At 63.2% G+C, this 25958-nt stretch carries 18 protein-coding genes and 1 riboswitch; of the genes, 10 read left to right on the top strand and 8 right to left on the bottom strand.

Going from position 1 to position 25958, the window contains the following annotated elements; all coding sequences use genetic code 11:
* Positions 1-240 precede the first annotated feature (240 nt).
* The 4 genes from yddG to S6FBBBH3_RS05235 all read right to left on the bottom strand — a co-directional run bounded on the left by yddG (position 241) and on the right by S6FBBBH3_RS05235 (position 3908).
* Positions 241-1218, bottom strand: coding sequence for an aromatic amino acid DMT transporter YddG (yddG, locus tag S6FBBBH3_RS05250; protein WP_120176747.1), 978 nt, complete (start codon positions 1216-1218; stop codon positions 241-243).
* A gap of 236 nt (positions 1219-1454) precedes the next feature.
* Positions 1455-2600, bottom strand: coding sequence for a beta-aspartyl-peptidase (gene iadA, locus S6FBBBH3_RS05245; protein WP_120176746.1), 1146 nt, complete (start codon positions 2598-2600; stop codon positions 1455-1457).
* Positions 2601-2732: 132 nt separating this feature from the next.
* Positions 2733-3326 (bottom strand): hypothetical protein, encoded by a 594-nt coding sequence (locus S6FBBBH3_RS05240; RefSeq protein WP_120176745.1) that lies wholly within the window; start codon positions 3324-3326, stop codon positions 2733-2735.
* Positions 3327-3428: 102 nt separating this feature from the next.
* A complete protein-coding gene (locus S6FBBBH3_RS05235; protein ID WP_120176744.1) occupies positions 3429-3908 on the bottom strand; it encodes a MerR family transcriptional regulator in 480 nt (159 codons plus the stop codon).
* 224 nt (positions 3909-4132) lie between these two features.
* On the opposite strand from S6FBBBH3_RS05235, the gene S6FBBBH3_RS05230 reads away from it, so the two are divergent.
* Complete coding sequence (locus S6FBBBH3_RS05230; RefSeq protein WP_120176743.1) at positions 4133-6550, top strand: heavy metal translocating P-type ATPase; 2418 nt, start codon at positions 4133-4135, stop codon at positions 6548-6550.
* 143 nt (positions 6551-6693) lie between these two features.
* Positions 6694-7200, top strand: coding sequence for a hypothetical protein (locus tag S6FBBBH3_RS05225; RefSeq protein WP_120176742.1), 507 nt, complete (start codon positions 6694-6696; stop codon positions 7198-7200).
* Positions 7201-7434: 234 nt separating this feature from the next.
* On the opposite strand, the gene S6FBBBH3_RS05220 is transcribed toward S6FBBBH3_RS05225, so the two are convergent.
* Complete coding sequence (locus tag S6FBBBH3_RS05220) at positions 7435-9231, bottom strand: multiheme c-type cytochrome (RefSeq protein WP_120176741.1); 1797 nt, start codon at positions 9229-9231, stop codon at positions 7435-7437.
* Between the two features lie 294 nt (positions 9232-9525).
* Positions 9526-9700, top strand: a riboswitch (Lysine riboswitch).
* A gap of 178 nt (positions 9701-9878) precedes the next feature.
* On the opposite strand from S6FBBBH3_RS05220, the gene S6FBBBH3_RS05215 reads away from it, so the two are divergent.
* The 3 genes from S6FBBBH3_RS05215 to S6FBBBH3_RS05205 all read left to right on the top strand — a co-directional run bounded on the left by S6FBBBH3_RS05215 (position 9879) and on the right by S6FBBBH3_RS05205 (position 14778).
* Entirely contained in the window at positions 9879-11291 is a 1413-nt protein-coding gene (locus S6FBBBH3_RS05215) for an APC family permease (protein WP_232008840.1), read from the top strand.
* A gap of 129 nt (positions 11292-11420) precedes the next feature.
* The gene (locus tag S6FBBBH3_RS05210; RefSeq protein ID WP_120176739.1) at positions 11421-13031 is read left to right on the top strand and encodes an amidohydrolase; all 1611 of its coding nucleotides are present in this window, start codon (positions 11421-11423) and stop codon (positions 13029-13031) included.
* A gap of 397 nt (positions 13032-13428) precedes the next feature.
* Positions 13429-14778 carry a ferredoxin reductase family protein gene (locus S6FBBBH3_RS05205; RefSeq protein ID WP_170143831.1) on the top strand — a complete coding sequence of 450 codons (1350 nt, stop codon included), beginning with the start codon at positions 13429-13431 and terminating at the stop codon, positions 14776-14778.
* A gap of 180 nt (positions 14779-14958) precedes the next feature.
* Here S6FBBBH3_RS05205 and S6FBBBH3_RS05200 read toward each other — a convergent pair whose 3' ends face one another.
* Both S6FBBBH3_RS05200 and S6FBBBH3_RS05195 read right to left on the bottom strand, forming a co-directional pair.
* Positions 14959-16095: a porin gene (locus tag S6FBBBH3_RS05200; protein ID WP_123957642.1), complete on the bottom strand. Its 1137-nt coding sequence runs from the start codon at positions 16093-16095 to the stop codon at positions 14959-14961.
* A 165-nt stretch (positions 16096-16260) separates the two neighbouring features.
* Positions 16261-18180, bottom strand: a complete 1920-nt coding sequence (locus S6FBBBH3_RS05195) for a flavocytochrome c (protein ID WP_232008839.1) — start codon at positions 18178-18180, stop codon at positions 16261-16263.
* A gap of 148 nt (positions 18181-18328) precedes the next feature.
* Here S6FBBBH3_RS05195 and S6FBBBH3_RS05190 point away from each other — a divergent pair, with 148 nt between their 5' ends.
* Together S6FBBBH3_RS05190 and S6FBBBH3_RS05185 are read left to right on the top strand one after the other, a co-directional pair.
* Positions 18329-19321, top strand: coding sequence for a LysR family transcriptional regulator (locus S6FBBBH3_RS05190; RefSeq protein WP_120176736.1), 993 nt, complete (start codon positions 18329-18331; stop codon positions 19319-19321).
* Positions 19321-20208 (top strand): DMT family transporter, encoded by an 888-nt coding sequence (locus S6FBBBH3_RS05185; RefSeq protein ID WP_120176735.1) that lies wholly within the window; start codon positions 19321-19323, stop codon positions 20206-20208. Before S6FBBBH3_RS05190 ends, S6FBBBH3_RS05185 begins: the two co-directional genes overlap by 1 nt.
* Before the next feature lie 121 nt (positions 20209-20329).
* On the opposite strand, the gene S6FBBBH3_RS05180 is transcribed toward S6FBBBH3_RS05185, so the two are convergent.
* On the bottom strand, positions 20330-20812 hold the full coding sequence (locus S6FBBBH3_RS05180; RefSeq protein ID WP_120176734.1) for a Dps family protein: 483 nt from the start codon (positions 20810-20812) through the stop codon (positions 20330-20332).
* A 483-nt stretch (positions 20813-21295) separates the two neighbouring features.
* On the opposite strand from S6FBBBH3_RS05180, the gene S6FBBBH3_RS05175 reads away from it, so the two are divergent.
* The 3 genes from S6FBBBH3_RS05175 to S6FBBBH3_RS05170 all read left to right on the top strand — a co-directional run bounded on the left by S6FBBBH3_RS05175 (position 21296) and on the right by S6FBBBH3_RS05170 (position 25601).
* Positions 21296-23344, top strand: a complete 2049-nt coding sequence (locus tag S6FBBBH3_RS05175) for a methyltransferase domain-containing protein (protein WP_120176733.1) — start codon at positions 21296-21298, stop codon at positions 23342-23344.
* 162 nt (positions 23345-23506) lie between these two features.
* Positions 23507-24379 (top strand): LTA synthase family protein, encoded by an 873-nt coding sequence (locus S6FBBBH3_RS11055; protein ID WP_170143830.1) that lies wholly within the window; start codon positions 23507-23509, stop codon positions 24377-24379.
* A complete protein-coding gene (locus S6FBBBH3_RS05170) occupies positions 24282-25601 on the top strand; it encodes an LTA synthase family protein (protein ID WP_269460467.1) in 1320 nt (439 codons plus the stop codon). The genes S6FBBBH3_RS11055 and S6FBBBH3_RS05170 overlap by 98 nt, the downstream gene beginning before the upstream one ends.
* Positions 25602-25958 lie beyond the last annotated feature (357 nt).

Below are 25958 nucleotides of genomic sequence, written 5' to 3'. Positions count from 1 at the left end.
TGTATGATCGTGTCTTCCTCGACGTGCATGAAAAAGGCGACGCACGTCGGCGGGATACGGAAGCGCGGAAACAAGGCGCCGCGGGGATACTTCCGTTATGGGGGAAAAGGGACGATTGTTCACGCAATCGTCCCTTTCTTTATGCGCATGCTTCGAATCCGGTCGAAGCGAAAAAGAACGAGCCGACCGCTTGGAATCGATCGGCTCGCTCGGCTTCATTCGGCGGTTCTCCGGCTTCTTTCAGGCTTTGCTACTCGCCGGCGCCCGCTTGAGGGGCGCTCCTCGATCTTCCGTTGAGACCTCGTCCGACGTCGCGGGCGCCGAGCCGCGCGTCGCGTGCCAGCAAACGAGCGACCCCGTCACGACGAGGGCCACGCCCTTCCAGAAGGAAAGCGTCAGATCCGCCCCGATCCAGAAGGTCGCAAAGACGCAGGAGAGCACGGGCGTGAAGTAGGAGGCGATCGCAAGGAGCGTGAGATTTCCCTTCATCGTGCCGTAGGTCCACGCGGCGTACGCTCCGCCCATCGCCATCGCGCCGAGCACGGCCGAGACGACGCCCTTCCAGCCGATCGTCTGCGGTTCCCCTCCGACTCCGAAAAGCCAGAGGACGAAGAAAATCACGAAGTCGATGACGAAAATCACGATGACCGGATTTTCGCCGCGCGCCCAGGCACGGGTCATCGAACAAAAGCCCGCCCAGGCCACCGCCCCGATGAACGCCAAGCCGTAGCTCCAGGGATTCCTCTGCACGTTGGCCGCAAAGCTCGCGGGATCGAACCCCGCATCCCCCGCGAGCACCGTCACGATGCCCGCGATCGTGACGAAGAACCCGGGGACGATCCACCACCGCGCCTTTTGGCCGTTGAAAAGCACCGCAAAGACCACGGTGAGGCAGGGCCAAAGGTAGTTGACCATCCCGACTTCCATCGTCTGCGCACCCCCGTCCGAGAGCGCGAGCGAGAGCCCGAAGCAAATCGAGCAGAGGTTCGCGGCGGGAATCCCGAACCAGAGGTACTTCTTCGGGTAGGCGGAAAGCTTCGGGCGCCCGAGGATGAAAAGGAGAAAGACGACCGAGATCCCGTAGAGGACCATGAGGCCGCGCGCGAGACCGAAGTCTTCGCTGATTCCGCGCACGAGCCCGACGCTCATGCCCCAGAGAAGCGGTGCGAGAAGTCCCGTGAGCGTGGCTTTTCGGGCGGTGGAGTCGGCGGCAAACATGGTGGTTCCGATGCGCCCGGCGGTACCGGGCGAAGTAGTCGTGGTGAGGATGAGCTTGGAAAAAATCCGGAAAAAACGCTTTCGAGCGTTCGGAGGCCGGAGCACAACGATCCGACTTGCCACACCCGATTTCGGGCGCCTTCAAGCCGGATCGTCGTACGCCGTCTCGGACGGCTCAAGCGCGAAGGAACGAACGGCAACGGTTCCTTCGGCGCATCGCAAGCGAGACGATGATTTTAATCCTCAAACGTCCCCTTCATGAGGAGTTCGCCTTCGCGCATCGCAATGCGACCGCGCATGAAGACCCACTGCGGTTCGAACGCGTCGTCGACGACAAGCAAGTCGGCATCCGCCCCCGGAACGATCGCGCCCTTTTCCGTAAGATTCAGGGCCTGCGCGACGTTCGTCGTCATGAAGCGCAGAGCCGCTTCGAGGCCGAGGTCCTTCGCGAGTTCGCCGATCGTTTCCTTGTTGCAGTTGATGAGACCCACGGCAAGGCCCACCATTTCGCCCGCGTCGTTAAAGCGCGGCATCGAGCCGTGCCCGTCCGACGAGAGCGTGATGCGCTCGGCGGGAACACCCGCGGCGAGCGCGGCGCGCAGGGTTTCGGCAGCGGTCCCCAGGTAGTTGCCTCCTCCCGTCGTAATGTCGATGATGCCGCCCGCCTTCGCAAATTCGCAGGCGCGGCGGAAGACTTCCGGGTGACGGCCCGTGTGAGTCGGGCGGAAGTGCTTCGCGGGAATGCCCGTCGCGATGCAGGCTTCCATCAGATCGAAGGCCGTCGGATGGTCGCCGAGGTGAACGTGCACGAAACCGACCTTACCCGTAAGCATCCCTGCGATGCGCACTTCGGATGCAAGGCGCAGGAGTTCCTCCTTCGTGGGCCAGGAAGACCGGTGGTCGCCGAGCGCGATCTTGACGCCCAAGACTTCCGGAATCGCAAAGAGGTCCGTCTTCACGTCGCGCGTGATCGTCGTCGGAGGGTACGCGTAGTTGCTTGTCCACATCCAACCCGAAGCGCCTTCGGCGGCAAGACCCCGCACTTTGGCGAGCAGGTTTTCGATCGAGCGCGACATCGAGTCCGTGCCCGAGACGCCGAGGAAGGTCGTCACGCCCGCGCGCACGAGCTCGGAAAAGACGAGCTCGGGGCAGCGGCTCTGCCAGCCGCCTTCACCGCCCCCGCCCGTCACGTGGATGTGCTGGTCGATCAAGCCCGGCACGACCTTCGCACCCTTCATGTCGATCGTTTCGAGCCCCGGAAAATCGATCGAGAGCTCGGGTTCGACCGCAACGACCTTGCCGCCCGCGACGAACACGTCGCGGCGACCGAGGTGTTCGGGCGCCCAGAGGTCGCAGTTTTTGAGAAGCATCGGGTTTTGCATGGAATTCTCCTTTTTGAATTGCCAGAATCTCGGGTTTTCAGACCGGCCGACAGGGCCCCGTCGTTGCCGAGGGGGCCCGCAAAATGCAAACGAGCGCCCGTCGTCGGGGCGCTCGTCGAGAAAGTCGTGGAATTACGCTTCGTTCGTCTTTCGGATCGCTTCGTAGCGGGCGGCGATTTGGCGGCCCGAACGCGTGCCGTAGAGAAGGCTCGTTCGCGTCGAAAAGAGGAGGTAGCAGGTCGCAATGATCGTGAAGGCGGAAATCCCCATGAAGTTTTGCGACACGTCGAAGGGAATGCCGAGAATGGGCATGCGCAGCAGGTCCGCAACGGGCCCCGCGGCCCAGAAAGCGGCCACCGCACCGTAGAGCGCCCCGGGGCTGCGACCCACGGTCAAAAGGAGGAGCGTCAAAATCATGCCGACCGCGGCCACCCCCTGCGGGATGATCGTTTTGAGGGCGGGCCAGGCAAAGCTCGCGTCCATCGCGATCACGCCCGCCGCTTCGCCCGCGGCGCGCCCGAACTGAAAGAGCACGAACGTCGCTTCGGCGGCAAGGAAAAAGAAGAAAACAAGCATCAAACCGCCGACGCCGCCCGCAACGCCCGGAACCCGCACGGCGGGCGGAACGGCGCGCGCGACGAGAGCGAGTGCGACGGTGAGAAGAAGCGGAGCCGCAACGGCAATGAGAATGCCGGCGGTGGAAAACGTAACGGCTGCGTCGGTCATGAGGGTTTTCCTGAATGAGAAAGTTTTTCGATTATATCGAAGGAGGCCCGTCGGTCAAGGAAACCTATGACGGTCTTTGAAGGTCTTTGAGGGCCTTGGGGCTTAACGGCGTTCGCCGAAGCGTTCGAGCCTTTCCGCTCGCTCGGGCCGCTCGTGAAATTCGCTCGTGCAACAACCCGCTTCCGCGTCGCCCGACTCGAGCCCTTCGAGAATCGCGCAGCGCCGTCCGTCCGAATGGTCGCCCCCGCATCGTGCGGCGAGCGCTTCGAGGTGGCCTTTGAGTTCGAGCAAGTCCGCAATGCGCGCATCCACTTCTTTCAGGTGCTCGTGAATGAGTTCGTGGGCGCAGTGCGCTTCTTCGAGCGTACCCGCCCGGGCTTCGAGGAGCGTTCGGATTTCTTCGAGCCCCAAGTCGATGTTGCGGCAGTGACGGATGAAGTCGAGCACCCGCACGTGCTCCTCGCCGTACGAGCGGTAGTTGTTCGCCTCGCGCCGCGCGGGCGCGATGAGACCGATTTTTTCGTAGTAGCGAATCGCCTCGGGCGTGTGCCCCGTGGCCTGCGCGAGTTCTCGAATGCGCACTGTCGGACTCCTTCAAGAAGTCGAAAAAGGGAAGAGCGGAAAGCGACCGAGAGCAGCCGTGGGCTCGCGGAGCGTTTTTTCCATTATGCCTAAAAATCCCCTTGACCTTGTAACCGCTTCAAGGTGTTCAATACGCTCAGAACGATTTTCAAAGAGACGGCCGGACGTGCTTTTTCGTTCGATGCGCCTCCCGCCCTCTCCCGACTTTTTCGGATTTTGAGACCATGCCGCTTCCCTCGACCCTCCGATTCCGCGTACCGGACATGTGCTGTCCGGTCGAATTCGAGCACTATGCGAAAGCGCTCGCGCGACTCGCAGCATCGCACGGCTTTGCCGCCTCGGCACTCGCGGCCGTACCCGACTACGGAACGCGCACCCTCACCGTAACCTTCGCGTCCGAAGCGCTTCGCGAAACCCTTACGCCCGAACTTGTGCTTGAGGCGCTTCGCTCGGGCGGGGACCGTGCGGAGCTCGTCGACGCCCCGCGCACGGGCACCGTGCTTCTTGCCGTTCCCGCCATGGACTGCCCCGTCGAAGCGGGCGAAATCGAGCGCGAATTCAAGCGTTCGGGCATCGGCTCCTATGAATTCCGGATCATGACCCGCACGATTGCGGTGCCCGCCGAATCGGTCGAAGCGGCGTGCGAGGCCGTGCGCCGTGCGGGCTACGAGGCGACACCCCTCGCGGGCGGGGAAAAGCACGCGGCCGGGACCGCTCACGGGGAGGGTGCCCGCGAGGAACGTCTTCCCTGGGGCCGCTACGGCACGGGGCTCGTTTTCGCGATTCTTTCCGAAGCGATCGAGCTTCTCGGCGAATACGGCGTGATTTCGGGCGGGATGATGCTGGAGGCGGCGGGGTTCCTCTTTGCCGCGGCCGCCATCTTCACCGTGGGACTCGGCACCTTCCGCAAGGGCCTGCTTGCGCTTACGAAGGGCACCCTCAACATGAACACCCTCATGGCGGTGGCCGTCACGGGGGGCGTTCTGATCGGGGCGTGGCCCGAAGCTGCCATGGTGATGGTGCTCTTCGAGATTTCCGAAGCAATCGAAGGGCTCTCGATGGCGCGCGCCCGTCGATCGATTCGCGACCTGATGACGGTGACGCCCGAACGCGCGCTCGTCAAGGGCGACGCGGGCTACGTCGAAACGCCCGTCGAAGCAGTGGCGCCGGGCGCCCGCATACGCGTGGCGCCCGGGGACCGCATTCCTCTGGACGGCCGGATTCTCGAAGGCTCGACGACGCTCGATCAGTCCGCCGTGACGGGCGAATCGATGCCGGTTGAAAAATCCTCGGGGGACGAGGTGTGGGCGGGGACCGTGAACCTCACCTCGACCGTCGACGTGCTCGTTACGAAACCCGCCTCGATGAGCCTCACCGCCCGCATCATCGAAATGGTCGAAAATGCTCAGGCGTCGAAATCCCGCGTGCAACGCTTCGTCGACCGGTTTGCGGCCGTTTATACGCCGATCGTCTTCCTCGCGGCCCTTCTTGTCGTCGCGGTTCCGCCGCTCTTTTTCGGGGGTGACTTCGTCGAGTGGCTCTACAAGGGCCTCTGCCTTCTCGTCATCGCCTGCCCCTGCGCGCTTGTGATTTCAACGCCCGTGACGATCGTCTCGGCCCTTGCGACCGCGACGCGCTGCGGGCTTCTCATCAAAGGGGGGTTGCCGCTTGAAGAAGCGCGCCGCATTCGCACGGTGGCGCTTGACAAGACGGGGACCCTCACGAAGGGCGAACCCCGCGTGGAGCGCATCCACCTCTTTGCGGGCCTCACCGACGCGACGATTCTCCCGGTAGCGGCGTCGCTTGCCGCCATGAACAAGCACCCGCTCTCGCGCGCCATTGCCCGCCACGCCGAAGAGCGCAACACGCCTTTCCTCGACGTCGTCGACTTTACGGCGCTTCCCGGTCGCGGCGTCAAGGGGCGCGTTCGCAACGGAGAAGCCTTTCTCGTCAACCTCGCCGAACTCGAAGAGCGCGGCTGGGCGACGGACGAGGTGCGGGAAGTCTTTCGCCTTGCGGCAAAGTCGGGGCGCTCCACCGTGGCGCTTGCGGACGCGTTCGGGGTTGAGGCGGTATTCGAACTTGCCGACGAAATCCGTCCCGACGCCCGAGCGGGTCTTGAGGCGCTCCGCGCCGAAGGGATCGAACCCGTGCTTTTGACGGGCGACAACCGTGCGGCGGCGTTTGCCCTCGGACATGCGATCGGGCTTCCCGAAAGTGCGATCGACGCGGAACTTCTTCCCGACGAGAAGCTCGAACACATCCGGCGACTACAGAAACGGGGCTTCACCGCGATGGTGGGCGACGGCATCAACGACGCGCCCGCGCTCGCTCAAGCGGACCTCGGGATCGCCATGGGCATTCGCGGCACCGACAGCGCGATCGAAGCGGCGGACGTCGCCCTCATGGACGACCGGATTTCGTCGCTCACCTCCCTCGTGCGACTCTCGCGCATGACGCACTCGGTGCTCGTTCAGAACATCGTCTTCGCGCTCGGGGTGAAATTCGTCTTCGCGGCGCTCGCCCTTGCGGGCCATGCCACGATGTGGATGGCGGTCTTTGCCGATACGGGCACATGCCTGATCGTGGTCGCGAACGGCCTGCGAATGCTGCGCGCGAAGTCGCGCGCCGAGGGGCGCTGAGCTCAACCCGCAGCCGAAACCCCGACGACGCTCCCTTCCCGCCGATATACTGAAGTGAGGAAGGGAGCGTTTTTTCGCGCTGCGGAAAGCCTCGGATGCCTTCCGTCTAGGCTCTTCGACTTTCTTTTCCCGGGAGATTCTTCATGCGTGACCCGACGTCGCTCGAACCCAAAAACGGTGACTTCGTCGCCTACGTCGAAGCCCTTCAGGCCGATCAGGCCGCGCTTTTGAAAGCCGCCAACAGCGGCCGCATGTCGCTCTCCGACATGGAAGAGGTCCTTGAAGAGAGCGACGAGCCCCGCGCGAGCGCCACGGCCGCACTCCTTGAGAGCCTCCGAAAGCGCGCCCGGGATGCCGTGATGTCGCTCCCCTCGGGCCATTCGAGCGGCTCGAACAGTTCGACCGGTTCGGGCACGTCGGACGGAGCCGTCCTCACGTCGCCGATCGGCCGCAAGCGCACCGGTCGTCGTAAGGACGCCCGGTCTGCGACCCCCTTCGGGCGCCTCGTCGGGTACGGCGTCGCCGCGCTCGGCTTTGCGCTCCTCTTGATCTTCATGAATCTTCCGGACAGCGAACCCGCCGTGCCGTTTGCGGTCATGATGATTTTCGCGGGCCTCTATCTTGCGGGCGGCGACGCGAAGAAGAAGTGAGCTTCGCGCCTTCGGGCCCGACGAAAAAGATCCGCCGACCGTGAAGCCGACGGATCCCGCAACGAGTCCCTCAACAAATCCCTCAACGAATACGCTTCTCGGGGCGACGCACCAAGCGCCGCCCCGATGTCTTTTTCAGCTTCCCGATTCCGCTCCCCCGAACCGGAGCCCGACGCCCGAGACAACACGGACTCGGCGGTTCGGGGTTTCGGAATCTCTTCGTCAGCGCTTCAGTCAGCGCTTCAACCCGTGCGCCTTGCCGAGCGCTTCGGGCGTGTGGCAGGTGTTGCAGCGTTCGGGCTGAAGGTCTTCGAGCTTGACGCCGAATTTCCCGCCCATCTCGGCGATGTGGGCCTTCGCCTTCTCGTTTTTGACGAGTTTCCCGTAGGCGTCCCGCGTGTAGGCGTGGCACGCGAAGCACGTCGCCGCCATGGGCGAGGCGTAGGCGTTCACCGTGAAGTCGACCGCAGGATGGGCGTTCGAGTCGGGGTCGTACGCCGTATCGAGCGCAAGCGGGCGACCGACCTTGGCGAGGCGCTCCAGGCCGAAGCTCTCGCCCTCGTGGCAGGCCGTGCAGTCGCCGCGGGACTTCGCCCATTTGACTTCGCGAACGCCGCCTTCCGCGCGCTGGCTCGGGCGCGTCCCCGCATGGAGCGAATGGATCCAGACCTTCATGTCCGGGTACGAGAGCACGAGGTCCTCGATGAAATCGGGCGAATCGGCGTTCGTCATGTAGTCGCGAATCGCGGCCGTGGGCGGCGTATTCGGATTGTGGCACGTGACGCACGGGAGCGTCAGGTCGTTCGTCGACCCGCCGAAGCCCGGCATCGCGCGCGGGGCGTAGCTCTTCGGCTTGAAGGGCGTCGTATGGCGCCCGTTTTCGTCGTCGTGCCCCGAGTAGCAGGTCGTATCCGCGTAGTGCTTGTTTTTCTTCGTCACCTGCGAGTGGCAACTGCGACAATTGATTTCGGTTTCGTCGTGCTCGGCGTTGTAGCCGTGACAGGTCCCGCACTTGGCGTTCGACGTAATCGTCGGGCGCAGGGCCGTGAGGCGTTCGTGCGGAACGAGCCCCTTTTCGTCGAACACCCAGAGGTCGTTCCAGGCGGCGTTCTTACGGTCGCGACCGCTGTCGCACGCCGCGAGCTTTTTCGCGTCGTCGAAGCAGTAGATCAGACGGTTGCTCACGACACCCACCTTCCCTGCTTTCGGGGAGGACGTCGAAAAGCGGTCCTCAAGCACGACGGGGCCCACGCGGTAGGTGAAATGTTCGCCGTCCGTGCGGAAAAGAGGCGTCCGTTCGCGCTCGCCCGCGGGCGTGCGCCCGAGCCCCTTTTGCGTGACGTCGCGTTTGTTCGACTTCACGAAAATCGGCGTCCCGCGACTCATCGTGAAGTCGCTTTCCGCGTCCCAATTGACGTAGAGCTGGAGATTCTTGATCCACGGGGCGTCCGCGGGGTCTTTCGTTGCGAGCGGAACGGGTTGCCCTTCGGCGTCCAAGAGCCGGAACGTGACCTCGGCATACGCCGCATCCGCTTCGCGCACGATTTTCGCGTCGGTCACGTCAACGGAGACGAGCGACTTGAGTCCTTCGCGCGCGGTCGTTTCCTTGGCGCCCAAGTGCGCCGCGCGCACGGCGTCCGTCGTATGGCAGGAGGCACACTCGGCGTCCGAAAGCTTTTTCGCGTCGTGGGGAGCTTTCTTGGCAAAGTCCGCGTGGCACCCGGAGCACGCATTCGCCCGAGCGACGAGAAAACGTCCGTCGTCCTCGTGGCACTGGAGGCAGTCGCCTTCGGGTCGGGCAAGGTCGCCCGCGTGGAGCGCATGGATTTCACGCGGGCTGTGCGCGCTCAGATTGGGCGTCACCGTGTGGCACGCGGTGCAGGCGGCGCGCTCCGGAGCAGACGCGGTCGGGGTCGAACCCGCCGCTGTGACGGAAGTCGAAAGCGAAGCCGCAAGGGCAACGGCGCACGCGAGCGCGAACGACGACGGTCGGAACGAAGATCGAACGGGAGAAAGGACGGACGGGGTCATGGCGGGCACCACGGAAGGTCTTGGAAGCTCTTCGGAGTACGGTCGGGGCTCGTTCTTGCGGGCCCGATCGTGCTTGGGGCCATTCTACGGGGCCGCATCCCTGCGGCCGATTCGGACTTGCACGCATTCCGACCGAGTTCGAGGGATATTCCCTACCCGAAGTTACTCAAGAACCCCTAATCCAAATCGCCCACTCGCTTTGATGCGACTGAAAGGATGGAACAAAAGTTATGTTTACAGGATTTCCCTCGTCCCCGCAGTGCGCGTTGCCGTGCGAAAGTTATCGGACAGAAAGTTGTGGATAGAGGCGCGGGGCGAATGAGTAGCCGTTCGAGGGGACACCCGGAGACGACGGTGAAAGGTCAACCCGCCGAAACGTTCGGACGGGTGCGTCCCTGCGTTGGGCACCGGCGAAATACGTCGGTGACTCCCGGCGAAGCTTCGCTTCGTCGGAGGCGCTATCGGCGGAGCTTGCGACATCGAGCCCTCCGTTTTCGGCGTCCGACAGCGCTTCGGTCGTCTCGGAAGGGGCGCGGGCGCACGGGCCGAGGACGGGTTCTCTTATAAGCCGCATCACCGACGATGGTGAGTGCGGCTTTTTCGTTTGTATTTTTTTCGACCCTTTTCCCCTTTTTCGGAGAAACCCCGTGTCCAATTCCCACGAACCCGCAACAATGAAGCGCGAAGTGAGCCTCTTCGGCGGCATCTCCGTGCTCGCCGGCATCATGATCGGCTCCGGGATCTTTTATATCGGTGCGATCGTTCTGCAGCGCTCCGGGATGAACCTCGGCCTCGCGCTCCTCGTTTGGCTTATCGGCGGCCTCGTGACGCTTCTGAGCGGCATCTGCTTTGCCGAACTCGGCGCGATGATGCCCAAGGCGGGCGGCTACTACGTGTACCTGCGCGAAGCCTACGGCGAACGCGTCGCCTTCATGTGCGGCATCACGAATTTCTTCCTCTCCTCCTCGGGCTCGATCGCGGCTTTGGCCGTGGCGTTCGGGGCGGCGCTCTCGAGCATCTATCCGCTCGACCCCCTGGTGCAAAAGGGGATCGCTCTCGCGTCGATCTTCCTTCTCACGGTCCTCAACATCCGAGGTGTGAAGTTGGGAAGCACCGTGCAGAACCTCTTCATGATTTTGAAGATGCTCCCGATCGTGCTCATTCTCGTGTGCGGTCTTGCCATGGGGACGCAGTCGCCCGACCTTCTCACCTTCGAGCTTCCGGAAACGCATGCCGCGCCCTCCTTCCTCGAACTCTGCAGCATGGTGGGCTTTGCCGTCATCGCGACCCTCTGGGCTTATGAAGGCTGGACGAACCTCAACACGATCGCCGAAGAAATCAAGAACCCGAAGCGCAACATTCCGCTTGCTCTCATTCTCTCGATCACGGGCGTGGCGATTCTCTACGTGCTCTTCAACTATGCGGTCTATCGCGTCCTCCCTTTCGAGACGATTCAGCAGCTCGTTGAAAGCGGCGACTACTACCTCGGCACGGCGGCCGCGAAGGAACTCTTCGGTTCCGCGGGCATGATCGTCGTGGGTGCCGCCATGATTCTCGCCATCTTCAATTCCTTGAACGGCTGCATCATGGTCTTCCCGCGCATGTACTTCGCCATGGCCCGCGACGGCGCTCTGTTCCCGAGCCTCGCGAAGCTCCATCCGACGTACCGCACCCCGATGAACGCCCAGATCGCTTCCGCGGTGATGGCCTCGATTCTCGTGTGCTCGCGCACGCTCTCCGAATTGACGAGCCTCGTCGCCCTCTGCGGGATCATCTTCCACGGCCTCACCTTCTTCTCCGTGATCGTGTTGCGCCGCAAGTACCCGACGATGGAGCGCCCCTACCGTGTTTGGCTCTATCCCTTCACGACGATTCTCATCTGCCTCGTCATGATCGGTCTGGCTTTGAACACCCTCGAGCAGGATCCCGTGACGGCGCTTCTCGGCCTTCTCGTGCCGCTCGGCGGGCTCGTGATCTACGAACTTTTCTTCCGCCGTCGCCACGACGCGCTTGAAAAGGAACGCGCCCTCGAAGGGAAGGACGCCCTCGGAAGCGAATAATCCTAAAGCACCTGTCCGAAACACCGCGCGACCGATGACTGCCAAGGAGCGGTCGCGCGGAGTCTTCTCCCCGAGTTCTACATTTCAACCATCCACCCCCGTGTGACCCTTTTTTCGAAGGATTCCCCCATGGCCACCGTCATTCTGAACGCCAAGATCTACCTTGAACGCGGGCGCTTCGCCCGGGCCCTTCTCGTCGAAGACGGGATCGTTCGCGCCGTCGGCACGAACGAAGAGGTGCTTGCTCAAGCTCCCGCCGAATACGAAACCTTCGACGCGTGCGGCCGCACGATCGTTCCGGGCTTCAACGATTCGCACCAGCACCTGCTCAACACGGGGATCGCGCTTTCCGACATTCGCCTTCATACCGCAAAGAGCATCGCCGAAGTGAAGGAAATCGCCCGTCGCTACATTGCCGAGCGCAAGCCCGCCCCGGGCACGGTCCTTCACGGCATGGGCTGGAACCAAGACTACTTCGAAGACGAATCGCGTCTTTTGACCGCAGCCGACCTCGACGACATTTCGACCGACTACCCGATCATCTTCGAGCGCGCCTGCGGGCACCTCCTCACCGCCAACACCGCGGCCGTGCGCCTTGCGGGGATCACGGCGGAGACTCCCGACCCCGAAGGCGGCTCGATCGGTCGCGATGCCGAAGGAAACCCCAACGGGATCTTCGCCGAAAACGCCCGCAAGCCGATCCGCGCCCTGATGGCGGAGCGCTCGGTGGACGAACTCGTCGAACTCATCCGCATCGGCATGGCGCACGCCGCCGAAACGGGCGTCACCTCGGTGCAAACCTGCGACCTGCGTCCCGGCTCCTGGGAGCGTACGCTCGAAGCCTACGAGCGCGTCGCCGCGGAAGGTGCCTCAACCCGCGTCTACCATCAGTCGCACTTCCACAACCCCGACGACTATCGGGCGTTCCTCGCCGCGGGTCACGTGACGGGGACGGGTACGCCCATGCACCGCTTCGGCCCCTTGAAGCTCTTCATCGACGGCTCGCTCGGCGCGCGCACCGCGCTCATGCGCCACCCTTACAACGACGACCCGACGACTTCCGGGATCGCGACCCTCACGCCCGAGCAGATCGACGAACTTGTCGGGATTGCTGTTGAAAACAAGTGCTCGGTCGCCGTTCACGCGATCGGGGACCTCGCGGTCGAACGCATGCTCGACGCCTACGACAAAGTGACGAACGGCTCGAATCCGCTGCGCCTCGGGATCGTGCACGTGCAGATCACGGACCGTCCCTTGGTCGAACGCTTCACGAAGAACGACATCCTCGCGCTCGTGCAGCCGATTTTCCTCCACTACGACACCCGCATCGTCGAAGACCGCGTCGGAAAGGACCTCGCATCCACCTCGTACGCCTTCGGCACGATGCAAAAGCTCGGCATCCATATGAGCTTCGGCACCGACAGCCCGATCGAAGACATGAACCCGATCGACAACCTCTACTGCGCCGTCACCCGTCGCACGCTCGACGGAACCCCCGAAGGCGGCTGGCACCCCGAAGAGTGCCTCACGGTCGAAGAGGCGGTCGACGCCTACACGCTCGAAGGCGCCTACGCGTCCTTCGAAGAAAACGTGAAGGGGCGCCTCTTGCCGGGCTACTACGCCGACCTCGTCGTGCTCTCGGAAGACATCTTCACGATGCCCGTTGAAGAGCTGCGCCGTACGAAGGTCGACGCCACGATGACGGCAGGGCGCTTCGTCTATCAGCGCGAAGGCGCGTGAGAAGCGTAAAGCCTCCTCACAACGGCTCGATTCGACCTCGCACGGACGGAGTCGACCGTTGAGCGCTCAAGGTTGAATGCCTCGGGAACCCTCGGGAGAAACGCCTCCCGGGGGTTCTTCGTTTTGGAAAAAGCGTCCTCAAGTCGCCCCCGTCGTTCGAGTGTTTACAGTTAGTTCCGTGATACATCTGTAAAGACTGCTTTACGATGCGTCAGCTTTTGCAAATTCCGACCGTAGACACAAACGGCGTTTCGAGGCGCGGAGAGAATGGTTGGCAAGGAGAGAGCCATCGGGCTCTCCTCCCCCCGAACGAATGCCGAATGCCGAGCGCCGATTCCCGACGAGATTTGCGGGCCCCAACCGATCGTCGGGCAACGGCTGCCGAAAGGAGCCGACCATGTTGAAAAACACTTCCCCCGCCAAACACGGAGCCCCCGCCGTCATTGCCGGTCTCACGCTTTTTACCGTCCTGCTGTGGGCGATCAACCTTGCCATCGTGCCGCCCGAAGTGACGACCCGATCGATCATTCACGAACTTTTCTACGTGACAGGCACGATCGCCTGGCTTTGGATGGCCTTGGCGCTTGTCATCGCCGCACGTCCCGCCGGGATCGAGCGCTGGATGAAAACGCCGCTCGACGCCCTCTACCTCTGGCACCGCCGTCTCGGCGTCGCCGCGATCGTGCTTTCCGTCGTCCACTGGCTGGTCAAATCCTGGGCGGGCCCGATTCTCACCGTACTTGCAGTTCCGTCCGCCCCGAAACCCCAGAGTTCGGGCACGGTGCTCGAAGGGTTCGACGCGTTTTGGGCCGCGCTTCGGCCCTTTTCCGAAACGTCGGGCCTGTGGCTCACCGTGCTCATGGTCGCGCTCGGGCTTCTCTCGTACGTGAAGCGCCTCGGCTACGCCCGGTGGCTCACGACCCACAAACTCTTTTCCGTCATCTTCCTCGGCCTCTCGGTTCATTCCGTGCGCTTGATGGATGCGGCCGATTTCCTCACGCCCTACGGACTTCTCAACATCGCGATTACGGTCGTCGGCTGCGTCGCGTCGATCGTGCTCCTTGTGCCGGGGGCGGGACGCTCGAAGACCGTCGACGCGCGGGTAGTGAACACGGAAAATCGCGGAAGCGTCACGCTTGTCACCGTGGAAACGGCCTCTCCCATCCGAGCGAGTGCCGGGCAGTTCGCGTTCCTTGCGCCCGCGAGCGGCGCCTTCAAGGGAGAAAAGCACCCGTTTTCGATCGTGTCCGTCGACGGGCGGCGCCTTGTCTTCGCCGTCAAACACCTCGGCGACTTTACGGAGGGCTGCATTCCCGAGCTCGAATCGGGTGACACCTTGCGCCTCGAAGGTCCTTGGGGCGCGTTCTCGCCCGATCGGATGACGGGCGACTCGGTGTGGATTGCGGCGGGTATCGGCGTGGCACCGTTCATTGCCTGGCTCGAACACCGTGCGAACGAGCCCGAAGCGAACCGCCCTCCGACGCGCCTTCTCTGGTGCGTGCGCGACAAGGCCTCCGAGCCCCTCATGACCGAGGTTCTCGAGCGCGCCGAACGCGCGGGCGTTCGGGTGGAGGTGTTCGAAAGCCGCGGCACGCGCTTCTCGCCCGATGCGCTCTTTGCCGAGGAACGCCCCGAAACGATCGCGCTCTGCGCGGGCGAGGGTCTCGCCCGAAGCGTCGCCGAAGCCTGGCAACGTGCGGGCGGACGACCCGAAGCGCTCGTGCGCGAACACTTCGCGTGGCGATGAGTCGCTGAGTCGAACGGGCGGTAAGGAAAAGCTTCCGCCCGAAGGATGTGAAACAACCTGAGCGTACCGGGCTCAAAACGAACCCAACCCCCGCAAAACCCGGTGTTTGCGAGGGTTTGAGTTTCAGAGCTCTCTTCCGTCGGACGCGGGAAGTCCGCGTCCGACCGACATCGACCGCCCTCAGAAGCGGTGCGAGAGCCCGAAGGTGACGCCGTACTTTGCGGCGTCGTCGTTCGACGCGCGCACGTTCGTGCCAAATTCGTCGTACATGTCGAGCATGTAGCCCGCACCCGCGTAGACGACCGTACGCTTCGAGAGGTTGAAGTCGTAACCCGCCGAGAGCGTGAGGCGGCGCATCGAGGCGTCGGAATTTTTCGCGTTTTCCGCGTCCATCCAGCCGATCGCGCCGTAGAGCTTCCCGCCCGCAACGGGTGCCGTGGCGCCGACATTGAGCGCGAAGCCGTCCTTGGCAACGTTGTTGCCGAAGACGTTCGCGGCGCTCACTTCGGCGTCGACCGCGGCCTTGCCGAGGTAGCGCATGTCGCGGAAGTACTGGCCCGTAAGGAAGAATTTCGCGACACCGAAGTCGTAAGCGACGCTGCCGTTGGCGGTGACGCCCGGGTCCTCCGACGTGTCGGCGTAGCGGTGGCTGTCAACGACCTCAATCGTCGAGAACGGGCCGTTGAAGTACTGAAGGCCAAGCCCCATGTAGCGGGTCGACGAACCGGAATTTTCCTCGACCGTCTTTTCCGTCGCCTGATCGATCCCGGACGAATACTGCGCATGGAGCTGCAGCCCCGCGAACTTCGGCGAGGAATACATGATCATGTTGTCCATACGCCCGAACTTACCCGTAAATACGGCGTTGTGGCCCCAGACAACGCCCCAGCCGGTGCTCAGCGCGGAAAACTTCCCCGCCATGAGACCCGAGGAACCGGTCGAGGCGGTCATCACGGTCAGGCGACCGAAGCGCAGCGTCCCGAAGGTCTCGTTCGTGAGGTAAAGCGACGCTTCGCGACCGAACATGCGGCCGCCATCTGAAAGCGAACCCGTGTCAGCCGAAAAACCGTTTTCAAGGATGAAGCCCGCCTTGAGGTCGGGCGAAATCGTCTCTTCGCCTTTGAGGCCGAAGCGGTTGCCGAGGTAGTTGCCGCTGTCGAGTTCGAACGTGTCGGTGCTTTCCGAAACGCTCGTTTCGGCATGGGTGTAGGAAAGGCCCGTATTGACGACGCCGTAGACGGTCAGGTCGGCGGCGAGGGCACTCGCGGAAGCCAAAGCGGTCGCGGTTGCCGCGACCAAAATGCGGTGAATCTGCATGGGAACGGTAATGGAAATGGGAATCGATGAAAGGAGGTGCACGACCGACCGGACCGAGGCGAACGCCGCACTCGGTCCTGGTCGTCGTACGAACGGGAACGGGAAGGGGCGGCGCCGAAGACGCACGCCCCCGTCGGAGCAAATCGAAGCCGAACGAAGCGGAACTTACTTTTTCGAGACTTCCTGCCCGGCGATATGCCCGAAGACGAGAAGGTCCGTGAGCGCGTTGCGCCCGAGGCGGTTCGTGCCGTGGATGCCGCCCGTCACTTCGCCCGCGGCGTAAAGACCCGGGATCGGTTCGCCCTTCGCGTCGAGAACCTGCGTCTTTTCGTTGATGCGAATGCCGCCCATCGTGTGGTGAATGGTCGTCGTAATCGGCACGGCGTAGAAAGGCGCCTTTTCAACCGTCAGACCGAAGAGGATCTTCGTGACGGGAAGGCTCGAAGCGTCTTGCTTGCGGGTCGCGACGTTGTAGGCATCGATCGTCTTCACGAAGGCGTCGCTCTTGATGCCGGCCGCGTTCGCGAGATCGGCGAGGGTCTCCGCCTTGAAGGCGAATCCGCGCTCGAGAGCCGACGTCATGAGGTCTTCGCGCACCTTGCCTTCGTCGATCGTGCGGCGGTCGAAGATCGCGTAGACAACCTTGCCGGGCTGCTCGAGAATGGCGTGCGAAAGTTCGTCGCGACGGCCCGTTTCGTCGATGAAGCGAACGCCGTCGACGTTGACGTAGGGCGTGTCCTGGGGACGACCCGCAATGGCGGATTCGAGTTCGCCGTTCTTGGGGTTGCCGTGCGGATGGATCTGGATCCATTCCATGCCTTCGAGCGCGGCGCCCGCTTTGACGGCTTCTTCGATCACTTCGCCCGTGGCGCCCGGCTGGTTCGACGTGGCGCGCACGCTGATGTTGTTGTACTTTTTGACCATCTCAAGGTTCGCGCCGTAGCCGCCCGCGGCAAGCACGACGTTCTTGCCCTTGAATTCGACGACCTTTCCGTCCTTTTCGGCACGAACACCCGTGACGCGTCCCGAAGCGTCGCGCACGATTTCGGTCACTTTGGTCGAGGTATAGATGGGGTTGCCCGCCGCGGTCACCTTCTCGGCAAGAGGCTTGATGTACGCGTCGTAGGTCGAAATCGGAGTTTCGCCGTCGGCCTTGCGCGGCCACTGACCGCGCGGGTAGATCCCGCCGATACCGACGTCGATCCAATGGCGCGGCACGTGCTTCCAGGTCATGTCGGACTGCTCGTCGAGCCAGAGCATCGCGGCCGTGGCGTTTTTCGCCATCGCGAGAACGAGCTTCGGATCGTTCTTGCAGTCCCCGCCCATGATCGTCTGAAGGGCGAAGAGTTCGGGCGAGTCGAAGAGGTACTTTTTGCCCGCGGCATCGTGCGCGGCCAACTGTTCCTTGACGACCTTCTGGAGTTCGGCCGCTTCCTTCGAGCAGGCGGGACGGTCGGTGTACTTCGCGATGATGGCGCGCACGGCGGGCGTCATGTCGAGGAACTTTTCGGGCTCGGGGTCGATCGCGGACATATTGCCTTCGGAGCGGGCCGTGTTGCCGCCCAACATTGCCATCTTTTCGAGAACGATCACGGAGGCGCCGCCGTCGACCGCGGTGGCGGCCGCGACCATGCCCGCGCCGCCCCCGCCCACGACGATTACGTCGGCCTGGGTGACAAGCGGCGCGGCGGCCTTGGCGACGGGCGACTTCTTGGCAAAGAAGCCCGGTTCCGCACCCGCCTTCTTGAGGGCTTCTTCGACGCCGCGCTTGAGAGCGTCCGAGGTAACGGTCGCACCCGTGACGCCGTCCACGCCCGCCGTCTGCAATTCAACCATGCGCGCCGGGATCGCCTCGATCGCGAGCGACCCGATCCCGGGCGTTTCCTCGTGCTTCGTGACGCGAACGTCCTTGATCGCGTTGGCTTCGACCGTCACTTCGACCGTCATCGCGCCGTTGCGGGCGGGAACCGTCGCACCGTAGGTGCCCGGGGTCATGGCGGAAACAACGCCGTTCGCGGCAACGAGAGCGACGGTCGCAGCCGTCGCGCGGGCGAGCGCCGAGAGGCGCATCACTTTGAACTTCATGAAAATTTCTCCTGAAAAATCGGACCTTCGGACCGCATGCGGGCGTCGCGTGGGCGACTCCCGATCGATGGAGAAAATGTAAATCTTGTTAAAATGTCAGACTATAGGAAGATTCTTGGCTTCCGATGTCATTTTTCGAAGTGAAACCATGTCAAGCGAACGTACCGAGCCCACCAGTTCGATCCCCGACTTCGCGCGGGATATCGATCCCGCCGCGCTCTACTTTTTCGTCACGCTCTACCGTACGGGGTCGCTGCCGCGCACGGCCGAGCAACTCGGCGTGAGCCTCTCGAGCGCGAACCGCATGCTCGCGCGCCTGCGGGCCTATTGGGACGCGCCGCTTTTCGTGCGTTCGGGCGCTTCGATGCTGCCCGACCGATCGGCCAAAGAAAAGTACGAAGGCGTCGTGCGGATACTGCGACTCCTCGAAGAGCTTCGAAGCACGGGGCCGCTTGAGCCCGCACGCTTGAAGCGCACGGTGCGGCTCGCGTGCTACGACAACGCGTTTGCGGCGACGCTCGCGTCCGTGCACGCGCAATTCGCCCGAACCTTTCCGCACGTCACCTTTCAGGTGACGCAGGCCGACGAACATATGTTCGATTTGCTTCGCGACGACAAGCTCGATCTGCTTTTCGTCGCGCGGCAGGGGCTACCGCCCGACGTCCGCTCGGCCGCAGCCCTCACGACCCCGTACGCCTGCATCGTCGCGAAGGACCATCCACTCTCAGGCGTTGCCCGACGAAGGGGAGCGCTTACGCGGCACGATCTCGAGCGCTTCTCGCAGGTGCTCGTCAACACCCAGCCCGACCGCTACCGCCGGCCGAACGGTCCCGGGAACGGTTACTTCAACCCGCGCGACCCCTCGAAAATCGCGCTCGTCACGCCCTTTTTCCTGAGCGTTCCGCTCTCTCTCGAAGGGACCGAGCACTACGCGATCGTCCCCGAAGTCACCGCGCGGCTTGCTTTCGACACCTCACGCATCGACATCCTTCCCGTGACGCGCGAAGCGCCCGAACTCACCGTGCAGCTCGCCTGGCACGAGCGCACGCAAAAGGATCCGGCGTTCGAACTCATTCGTTCCGTGCTTCTCGATTTGATCGCAAAGAACGCGAAGGCCGTACTTTCGGGGAGCCTCGAATAATGCAATCCCTCTGGATTCTTGCGGGCACTTTTTTGACGGTTTTGACCTACGTCTTCGTCAAACTCACCCCGTCCGAACTCGGTGTTGCGGACATTTTCTTCGTGCGCTCCGTCTTTCTCGCACTCGTTCTCTACGGCCTCGCGCGCACAAGCGGCGTCGCGCTTCGCACGCGCGTTCCGCGGCTTCATTTGCTTCGTACCGGGGCGGGCGTCACGGCGCTGCTTCTCAACATCGTGACCGTGCAGGCGCTTCCGATCGCCACCTCCCAAACGCTCTTTGCGGCGTCCCCGCTTTTCGTGGCGGCCTTGGTTGCCGTGCGACAATACGCGGGAGCAAGATCGGGGGCAAAATCGGGCGAGGCGTTCGACCGACGGTCGCTCGCAGCGATCCTCCTCGGGTTTCTCGGCGTTTATCTCACGCTTTGTCCCACGTTTCACGACGAAGACGGTTTCTTCGCGCTTCTCGCACTGGCCGCCGCGCTCTGCGCCGCGGTTTCCGGACTCGCGCTTCGCAGGCTCGGAGGGATGGGCGAGCCCGTCTTTCGGACCGCGTTCTATTTCGGCTGCGGGTCGCTCGCCACGGCAACGCTTCTCTGGTGGGCAACCTCGGAGACGTCCGTCGAAACACTCGCGACGACCCCGGAACTCGTCGCCGTGGGGCTTTGCACCGTCTGCTCGCAGCTCGCGCAAACGCAGGGCTGGAGCCGCGGACGGCCGCTTCTCTGCGCGAACCTTCAGTTTTCGGGGATTCTCTTCAGCACGCTTTTCGGGCTTTTCCTTTTCAAGGACGACATCGGTCCGGGCGCGTTTCTCGGCATGGCCCTCATCGTCCTCTCGGAAGTCGCGGCGGGCTGCGTGCAGATGCAAAACGCGCGAAAGCGGACGTGAGCGCGTCCCGCAAAAACAACTCGGCCCGAACCTTCGAGAGGTTCGGGCCGAATCGGACTTCAAATTGTGTTGCGCGGTCGGAGACGCCTAACGGCTGCGCCTCCGAACCGGGGTCGGGCGATTAGTGGCCGCCGCAACCGCAGGAACCGCCGCAGCATTCCTGAGCGCCGCCTTCCTTCTTCATGGCGCGGATGAACCAGAGCTGCTTCGTGAAGCCTTCGATGTAACCTTCGAAGAGGCTCTGAACCTGGAAGTCGTCGCGTTCGGCGGCTTCGTTGCGGATTTCGAGAGCGAGCTTCATCATCGTCTGCATGTCGGCTTCGACCATCGAAACGACTTCGCAGCAGGTGAAGTCGCGCGGATCGACTTCTTCGATCGTGGCGGCTTCAAGGTAGGCCTTCATCGTGGAGAGGGGCATGCGATCGCGCATCTTGAGGACTTCGGCGACGGCGTCGTAAGCTTCGAAGGCTTCGTCGTAGAGAGCTTCCGTGTATTCGTGGAGGGGCTTGAAGATGTGGCCCGTCACGTTCCAGTGAAGGTTGTGAAGCTTGACCGTCCAGACGGCGAGGTTGGCGAGGTAGGTATTGATCTTGCAGTTCGACATGCGAATTCTCCTCAGAAGAGTTGCGAAGCGGAAGTCCTTCGGGACGTCGGCTCCTGACGGGATCGGAGGCTCCGGAGATCGATCGGGGCGAACCGAAACGGTTCGGGCCGAGAAGTGAGCCTCCCGAGCTGTTGGAGTCATCCTAACACGTCTCGCCGGAAATTGCAACTTTCTAATGAAAAATAATTTTCAATAGAAGGACTCTATACAAAGACTCCTCCCTGCAGCCTCCGTCGAGGCGTCGGTCGCAAAGCATCGCGCGAGAAACGGGCAAGCGGGCGCTTCGCTCGTGTTGCCTGCTCTTTTCCGTGTTTGCGGTCGGGTTCGTGCGTTTTCTCCGAAAATCCTTCCGGGTGCCCCCTGAGTGTAACCCTTCCGCAACGGTAGGACACACGGTCGGTTGCCTTTTCGGATAGGCTATTGAACAAAGAGGCTCCGACCGCCTCAAAGATCCCAAACCCTCAACGCTTGTTTTTCCTGCTCATGTCCGAGCTCACCCGAAACGCCACGCTCGCCGCCTACGAGGCGGACGCCCCGACCTACTGCGCGCGGTACGAGTCGCTCGGTGCGTCGCCCGAAAGCCGTCCGCCCGAAGCCCTCGAAACCCTCTACCGACGCTGGGTCCTTCCCGGCGCGCGCGTTTTGGAGCTCGGCTGCGGCTCGGGACGGGACGCGCGCTTCATGGCACGCTTGGGCGCCGACGTGACGGCGACGGACGGGTCGGAAGCCATGCTCGCCGAAGCGCAGCGCCTCGCGGGATCGGGTGCGACCGGAACGGGCGCGGCGCCCGGGAGCCTTCGGTTCGTGCATCTCGAGCTTCCGCCCTCCGAAGGCCTGCGCGTCGACACGGCCGCGGCCCTTCACGCGTTGGGGGCCGCGAAGCCCTTCGACGTCGTCACCTCCTCGGGCGTTCTTCAGCACCTCGACGCTTCGGAACTCTACGAGACGGCGGCCTTCATCGCATCGGTCACGAGCGAAAAAGGGGTCGTGCTCGTTGCCGTCCCGACGGAGCACCCCGGGGACGGAGCGACCTCCGGACGGTTTTTCTCCAACCTGCCCGCCGCACACTACACGTCGCTTTTCGAGCGCCTCGGCTTTTCGCTCGTGGCGCTCTCCGACCCGATCGAAGCGGGCCCGAAACCGACCCCCGCCCTCTGGCGCACGATGGTTTTTCTGCGCGAAACGGGGCGCGTGCGGGCGGGAACGAGCCTTTTCGGGATCGTCGAACAGGATTCCAAAACGGCCACCTACAAGTTCGCCCTCCTCAAAACCCTGTGCGACCTCAACATCCGCTCCTCGGGCGGCGTTCGCTTTTTGTCGGACAAGGAAATGCGGCACATCGCGGCGAGCACGACGAGCACCGCGTCGGACGCCGCGCTTCGGATCCTCGCCGACCCGCGGGTTGCCGTGCCCTTTTACGGCGTGGTGGAGCTCTGGATCGAAAACTACTGGCGGCTTTATGCGCCGGAAGTCGTCCGGGCGCCGAAGAAGTCCGACGACGACCTTCTCAAGGACGCACCGCGCCAGGTGAGCGGGAGTCGTCGGCCTGGGTTCGTGGCGCCCCTTTTCGATTTGATTCGCGATTATCAGGGCGACCTCTGGCGCTTGAAGCAAGACCTCTATTCGGGCGCTTGGACCGAGACCGCCCTCGGGCCCCTCCGGGCGAAGGACTCCAAGGAATACGACCTACGCGTTCGGCGTCGGACCCTCTACGCGAAACTCGTCACAAGCGTCGCGAGCACCGTCAAAGACGGGCCCGTGCGCTACGCGGGGAATTCCCTCTCGGAAAATCTTCTCACCGTACTCTCGGACGCGAACCGCCTCTTTTCCGTGCGCCCGTACGAGGACGTCGCCGGCGGCGGGAAGCGTCGTACGACGAAGCCCGCAACGCCCGACGACTTTCGCCTGCGCTGCGGGGAACTCGTTTTCCCCGCCGACCTCTGGCGGGAATTGACGGCGGTCGCCCCGTGGCTCACCGACTCGGTCGCACTCGGCTGGGCGAAGCTTTCGCACCGCTTTTCGGTGTTGTCGGGTGCGACGCACACGAGCTCCGAGATTCTGGAGCGCCTCATTCCCGAGCCCGACCAACGCAGTACGACCCTTGCGCGCACCGTGTACCTCGACCGCATTCGCAATCAGGGACTCGTGTGCGTCTGGTCGGAGCTGCCGCTCACCGACCGGACGCTCGACGTCGACCACGTGATCCCCTGGGCGAAGAGCCGCTCGAACGACCTCTGGAACCTCCTTCCCGCGGAGAGTTCCGTCAACCGCGGGAAAAGCGATCGGCTGCCGAGCGCGGCGCTCCTTTACGAGAGCAGAAACCGCGTCTTCGACGACTGGACGCTTCTTGCCGACCGGTACGAGGCGCTCTTTTTCGCCCAGGCGGCGTCGGCCTTTCCCGCGGCGGGCCTTTCGGCCGTGCGCGAGCCGCGCTGGGAGACGAAGCTCTTCGACGCACTGCTGGAAGCGACCGACACCGTGGCACTCCAGTACCATGCGGACCGCTGGCGCCCGAGCGCGCCGAGTCCGTGAGGCCCGGGGCGGATCTTCGATCTGCCGACAATCCAACAGCATTTCACCTTCCCATCAACCCCCACCGGATCGGGCTCAAGGCCTCCCAAGAGCGCCGAGAACCCGACTTCGTTTTTTCGTTTCTCAACCCACCATCGATTTTCCATACCTCAACCGATCGACATGACTTGGACAAACCATACAAAGCGCGCGGCGCTTTTCTTTTTTCTATCGATCGTCGCACTCTCCGTCGTGCGACTCGTCTTTTTCGGGACGTACCGCCCCGAGACGCTCACCTGGGCGGATGCGATCCCGGGGCTCGTCACGGGGCTGCGCGTCGACCTCAAGTGGCTTGCGATCGCGCTTTTGCCCGCCTGGGTGCTTCTGATCGCAGGCATTCGCTTTCCGGCGCTTCGTCGGGCGGCGGCCGTCGCGGGTGTCGCGGGCTATGCCGTCACGGCGCTTCTCGACGTCGTCAACTTCGGCTACTACGGCTTTTACGCGACGCCCGTCAACGCCGTCGTCTTCGGGCTTTTTCAGGACGACACGAAGGCGATCGTCGCCACACTGCTCGAAGACTGGCCGGTGTTCGAGTACCTCGCGGCCGTCCTCCTGCTCGTGGCGCTTCCGCCCGTCTTGGCCGGGCGGCTTCTGCGCAATAGCGCCGAACCGTCGACCGAAAAGCTCACGCGCGTCGTCTTGACGGCCGTTGCCGGAACGCTTCTTCTGGCCGTTGCCGTGCGCGGAAGCCTGGGGACCTTCCCGTTGCGTCAGCAGGATTTTTCGGTGTCGCCTCATCCGTTTGTGAATGCGACGGTTCCGAACGGCCCCGCGGCGCTCTATACCGCCTACAAGGAATTTCGGATGTTGGCCGCCGTGCGTCCCGACGGGGATCCTCTCGAAGGTCTCGCCAAGTTGGGTTTCCCGACGCGCGAAAGCGCGCACGAGGCTCTGCGCGTTGCGAGCGAAACGGATAGAATCGAAGGCGAAGCTGAGGCATCCTATCCTACTGATAAACATCAATTTACCCCCCCCCGCCGGGCCGGCATTTTCTGACGCGCCTCAGCGCCTGAAAAATACTCACGTCGTCTTCGCGCTCATGGAATCGATGGGCCGCGAGCAATTTGAAACACACGGAACAGGCAACGACCAACTCGGTCTTCTCGAACCCGAACTCCGAAACGCACTCCTCTTTCGAAAAGGCATCTGCATCGGCTCGGGCACCTTTCCGTCGCTCGAAGGCATTCTTTTCGACACGCCTTTGACGCCCCTCACTCAGACCGTCTACGGTCGCAAACCGCTCTCCGTCTCGCGAATTCGCGCCTACCGCGATGCGGGCTACCGCACGATTTTCCTCACCTCGGGCCCCGAAGGCTGGCGTTCGATCGCGGAAACCTTTCCCACTCAGGGGTTCGATGCCGTCTACGGCGCGGCCGCTTTGAGCGCACGCTACCCGCAGGCCGAATCGGGCACCTGGGGCGTCGGCGACGAATGGATGTTCCGCTACGCGTTGGAGCTTCTCGACGAAGCGGACCGCAAAGGCGAAAAACTCTTCCTCGTTCTTCTTTCGACCACCAACCACCCGCCGCACCGCGTTCCCGACGGCGCCGAGGTGCCGCCCGTCGATCCCTCGCGACTTCCCGCCTACGTACGGCAAAAGTCGCCCGAAGACACGCGCGCGATGCAACAAACCTATCGGTACTCCGCGAACGCTCTCGGGCGGTTCGTGCGCGACCTGCGTGTGTCGGGCCAGCTCGAGCATACGGTGGTGGCGGCCACGGGCGACCACAACGCGCGCTTCACCTACGACCCCGACGGTTATTGGCTTCGCCAGATGGGCGTTCCGCTCATATTCTGGATTCCCGAGAAGCTCCTCTCCGCCGAAGCGCGCCGATCGGTCGACACGGACCGCCCCGTCGGACACCGCGACATCTTCCCGACCCTCAACGCGCTCGTTCTCGGAAAAACGCCCGCCGACTTCGAGGGGCGCAACCTTCTGGCGCCCTCGACGGTCGACCTCGCGGACTCCTTTTTCGGGCCCACGAGCCACGGGTTCGCCGTCGGCACGTGGGGCGCGGCGATTCTCAACGCGGACGGCACGTACGAGTGCTTTCGCCCGAATCCTGATCCCGAGCGCCCCGAGCAGCTCGTGCGCGTTTCGCCCTGCACGCCTCTCATGGATCGTATGGCTCGTGCCGCGCAGGCCAAACACGGTCTGGCCGACATGACCGTGCGCGAAAGCGTGCGAGCGGCCAAGACGGCAGCAAGAAACCCGTAATCCGTTGAGTTCAAAGGACGAGCCAAACCCGAACGAAGGTTGCGCTCGAACCCTGAACCGCTTCAACGGGCGACCGGACACAGTGTCGGGTCGCCCGATTTTTTCGTCCCCCGGGGAACCGAAGCCTGCCGTCCGGGCGCCGCGACGCGGACCAATTCAATCTCTTCCAACCGCAAAATCGTTTACTCAAATTGAAAATCAGGCCGTTTTAGTCGAAAACCTCCGCATTCCTTCGGAATAAATATTTTCCACAATTGAAATTGAGAATAATTATCAGTAATATGCGCATTATCGATGCATCGCGCCCGCGATGAGAACCGCCGCGGAGGCGTCGACCGTTTTCTTCTTTGTTTTTGA

This window comes from Sutterella megalosphaeroides (assembly GCF_003609995.1).
Taxonomy (GTDB): domain Bacteria; phylum Pseudomonadota; class Gammaproteobacteria; order Burkholderiales; family Burkholderiaceae_F; genus Sutterella; species Sutterella megalosphaeroides.
Note: the sequence above shows the minus strand (reverse complement) of the source record. Positions and strands in the feature narration are given on the sequence as shown.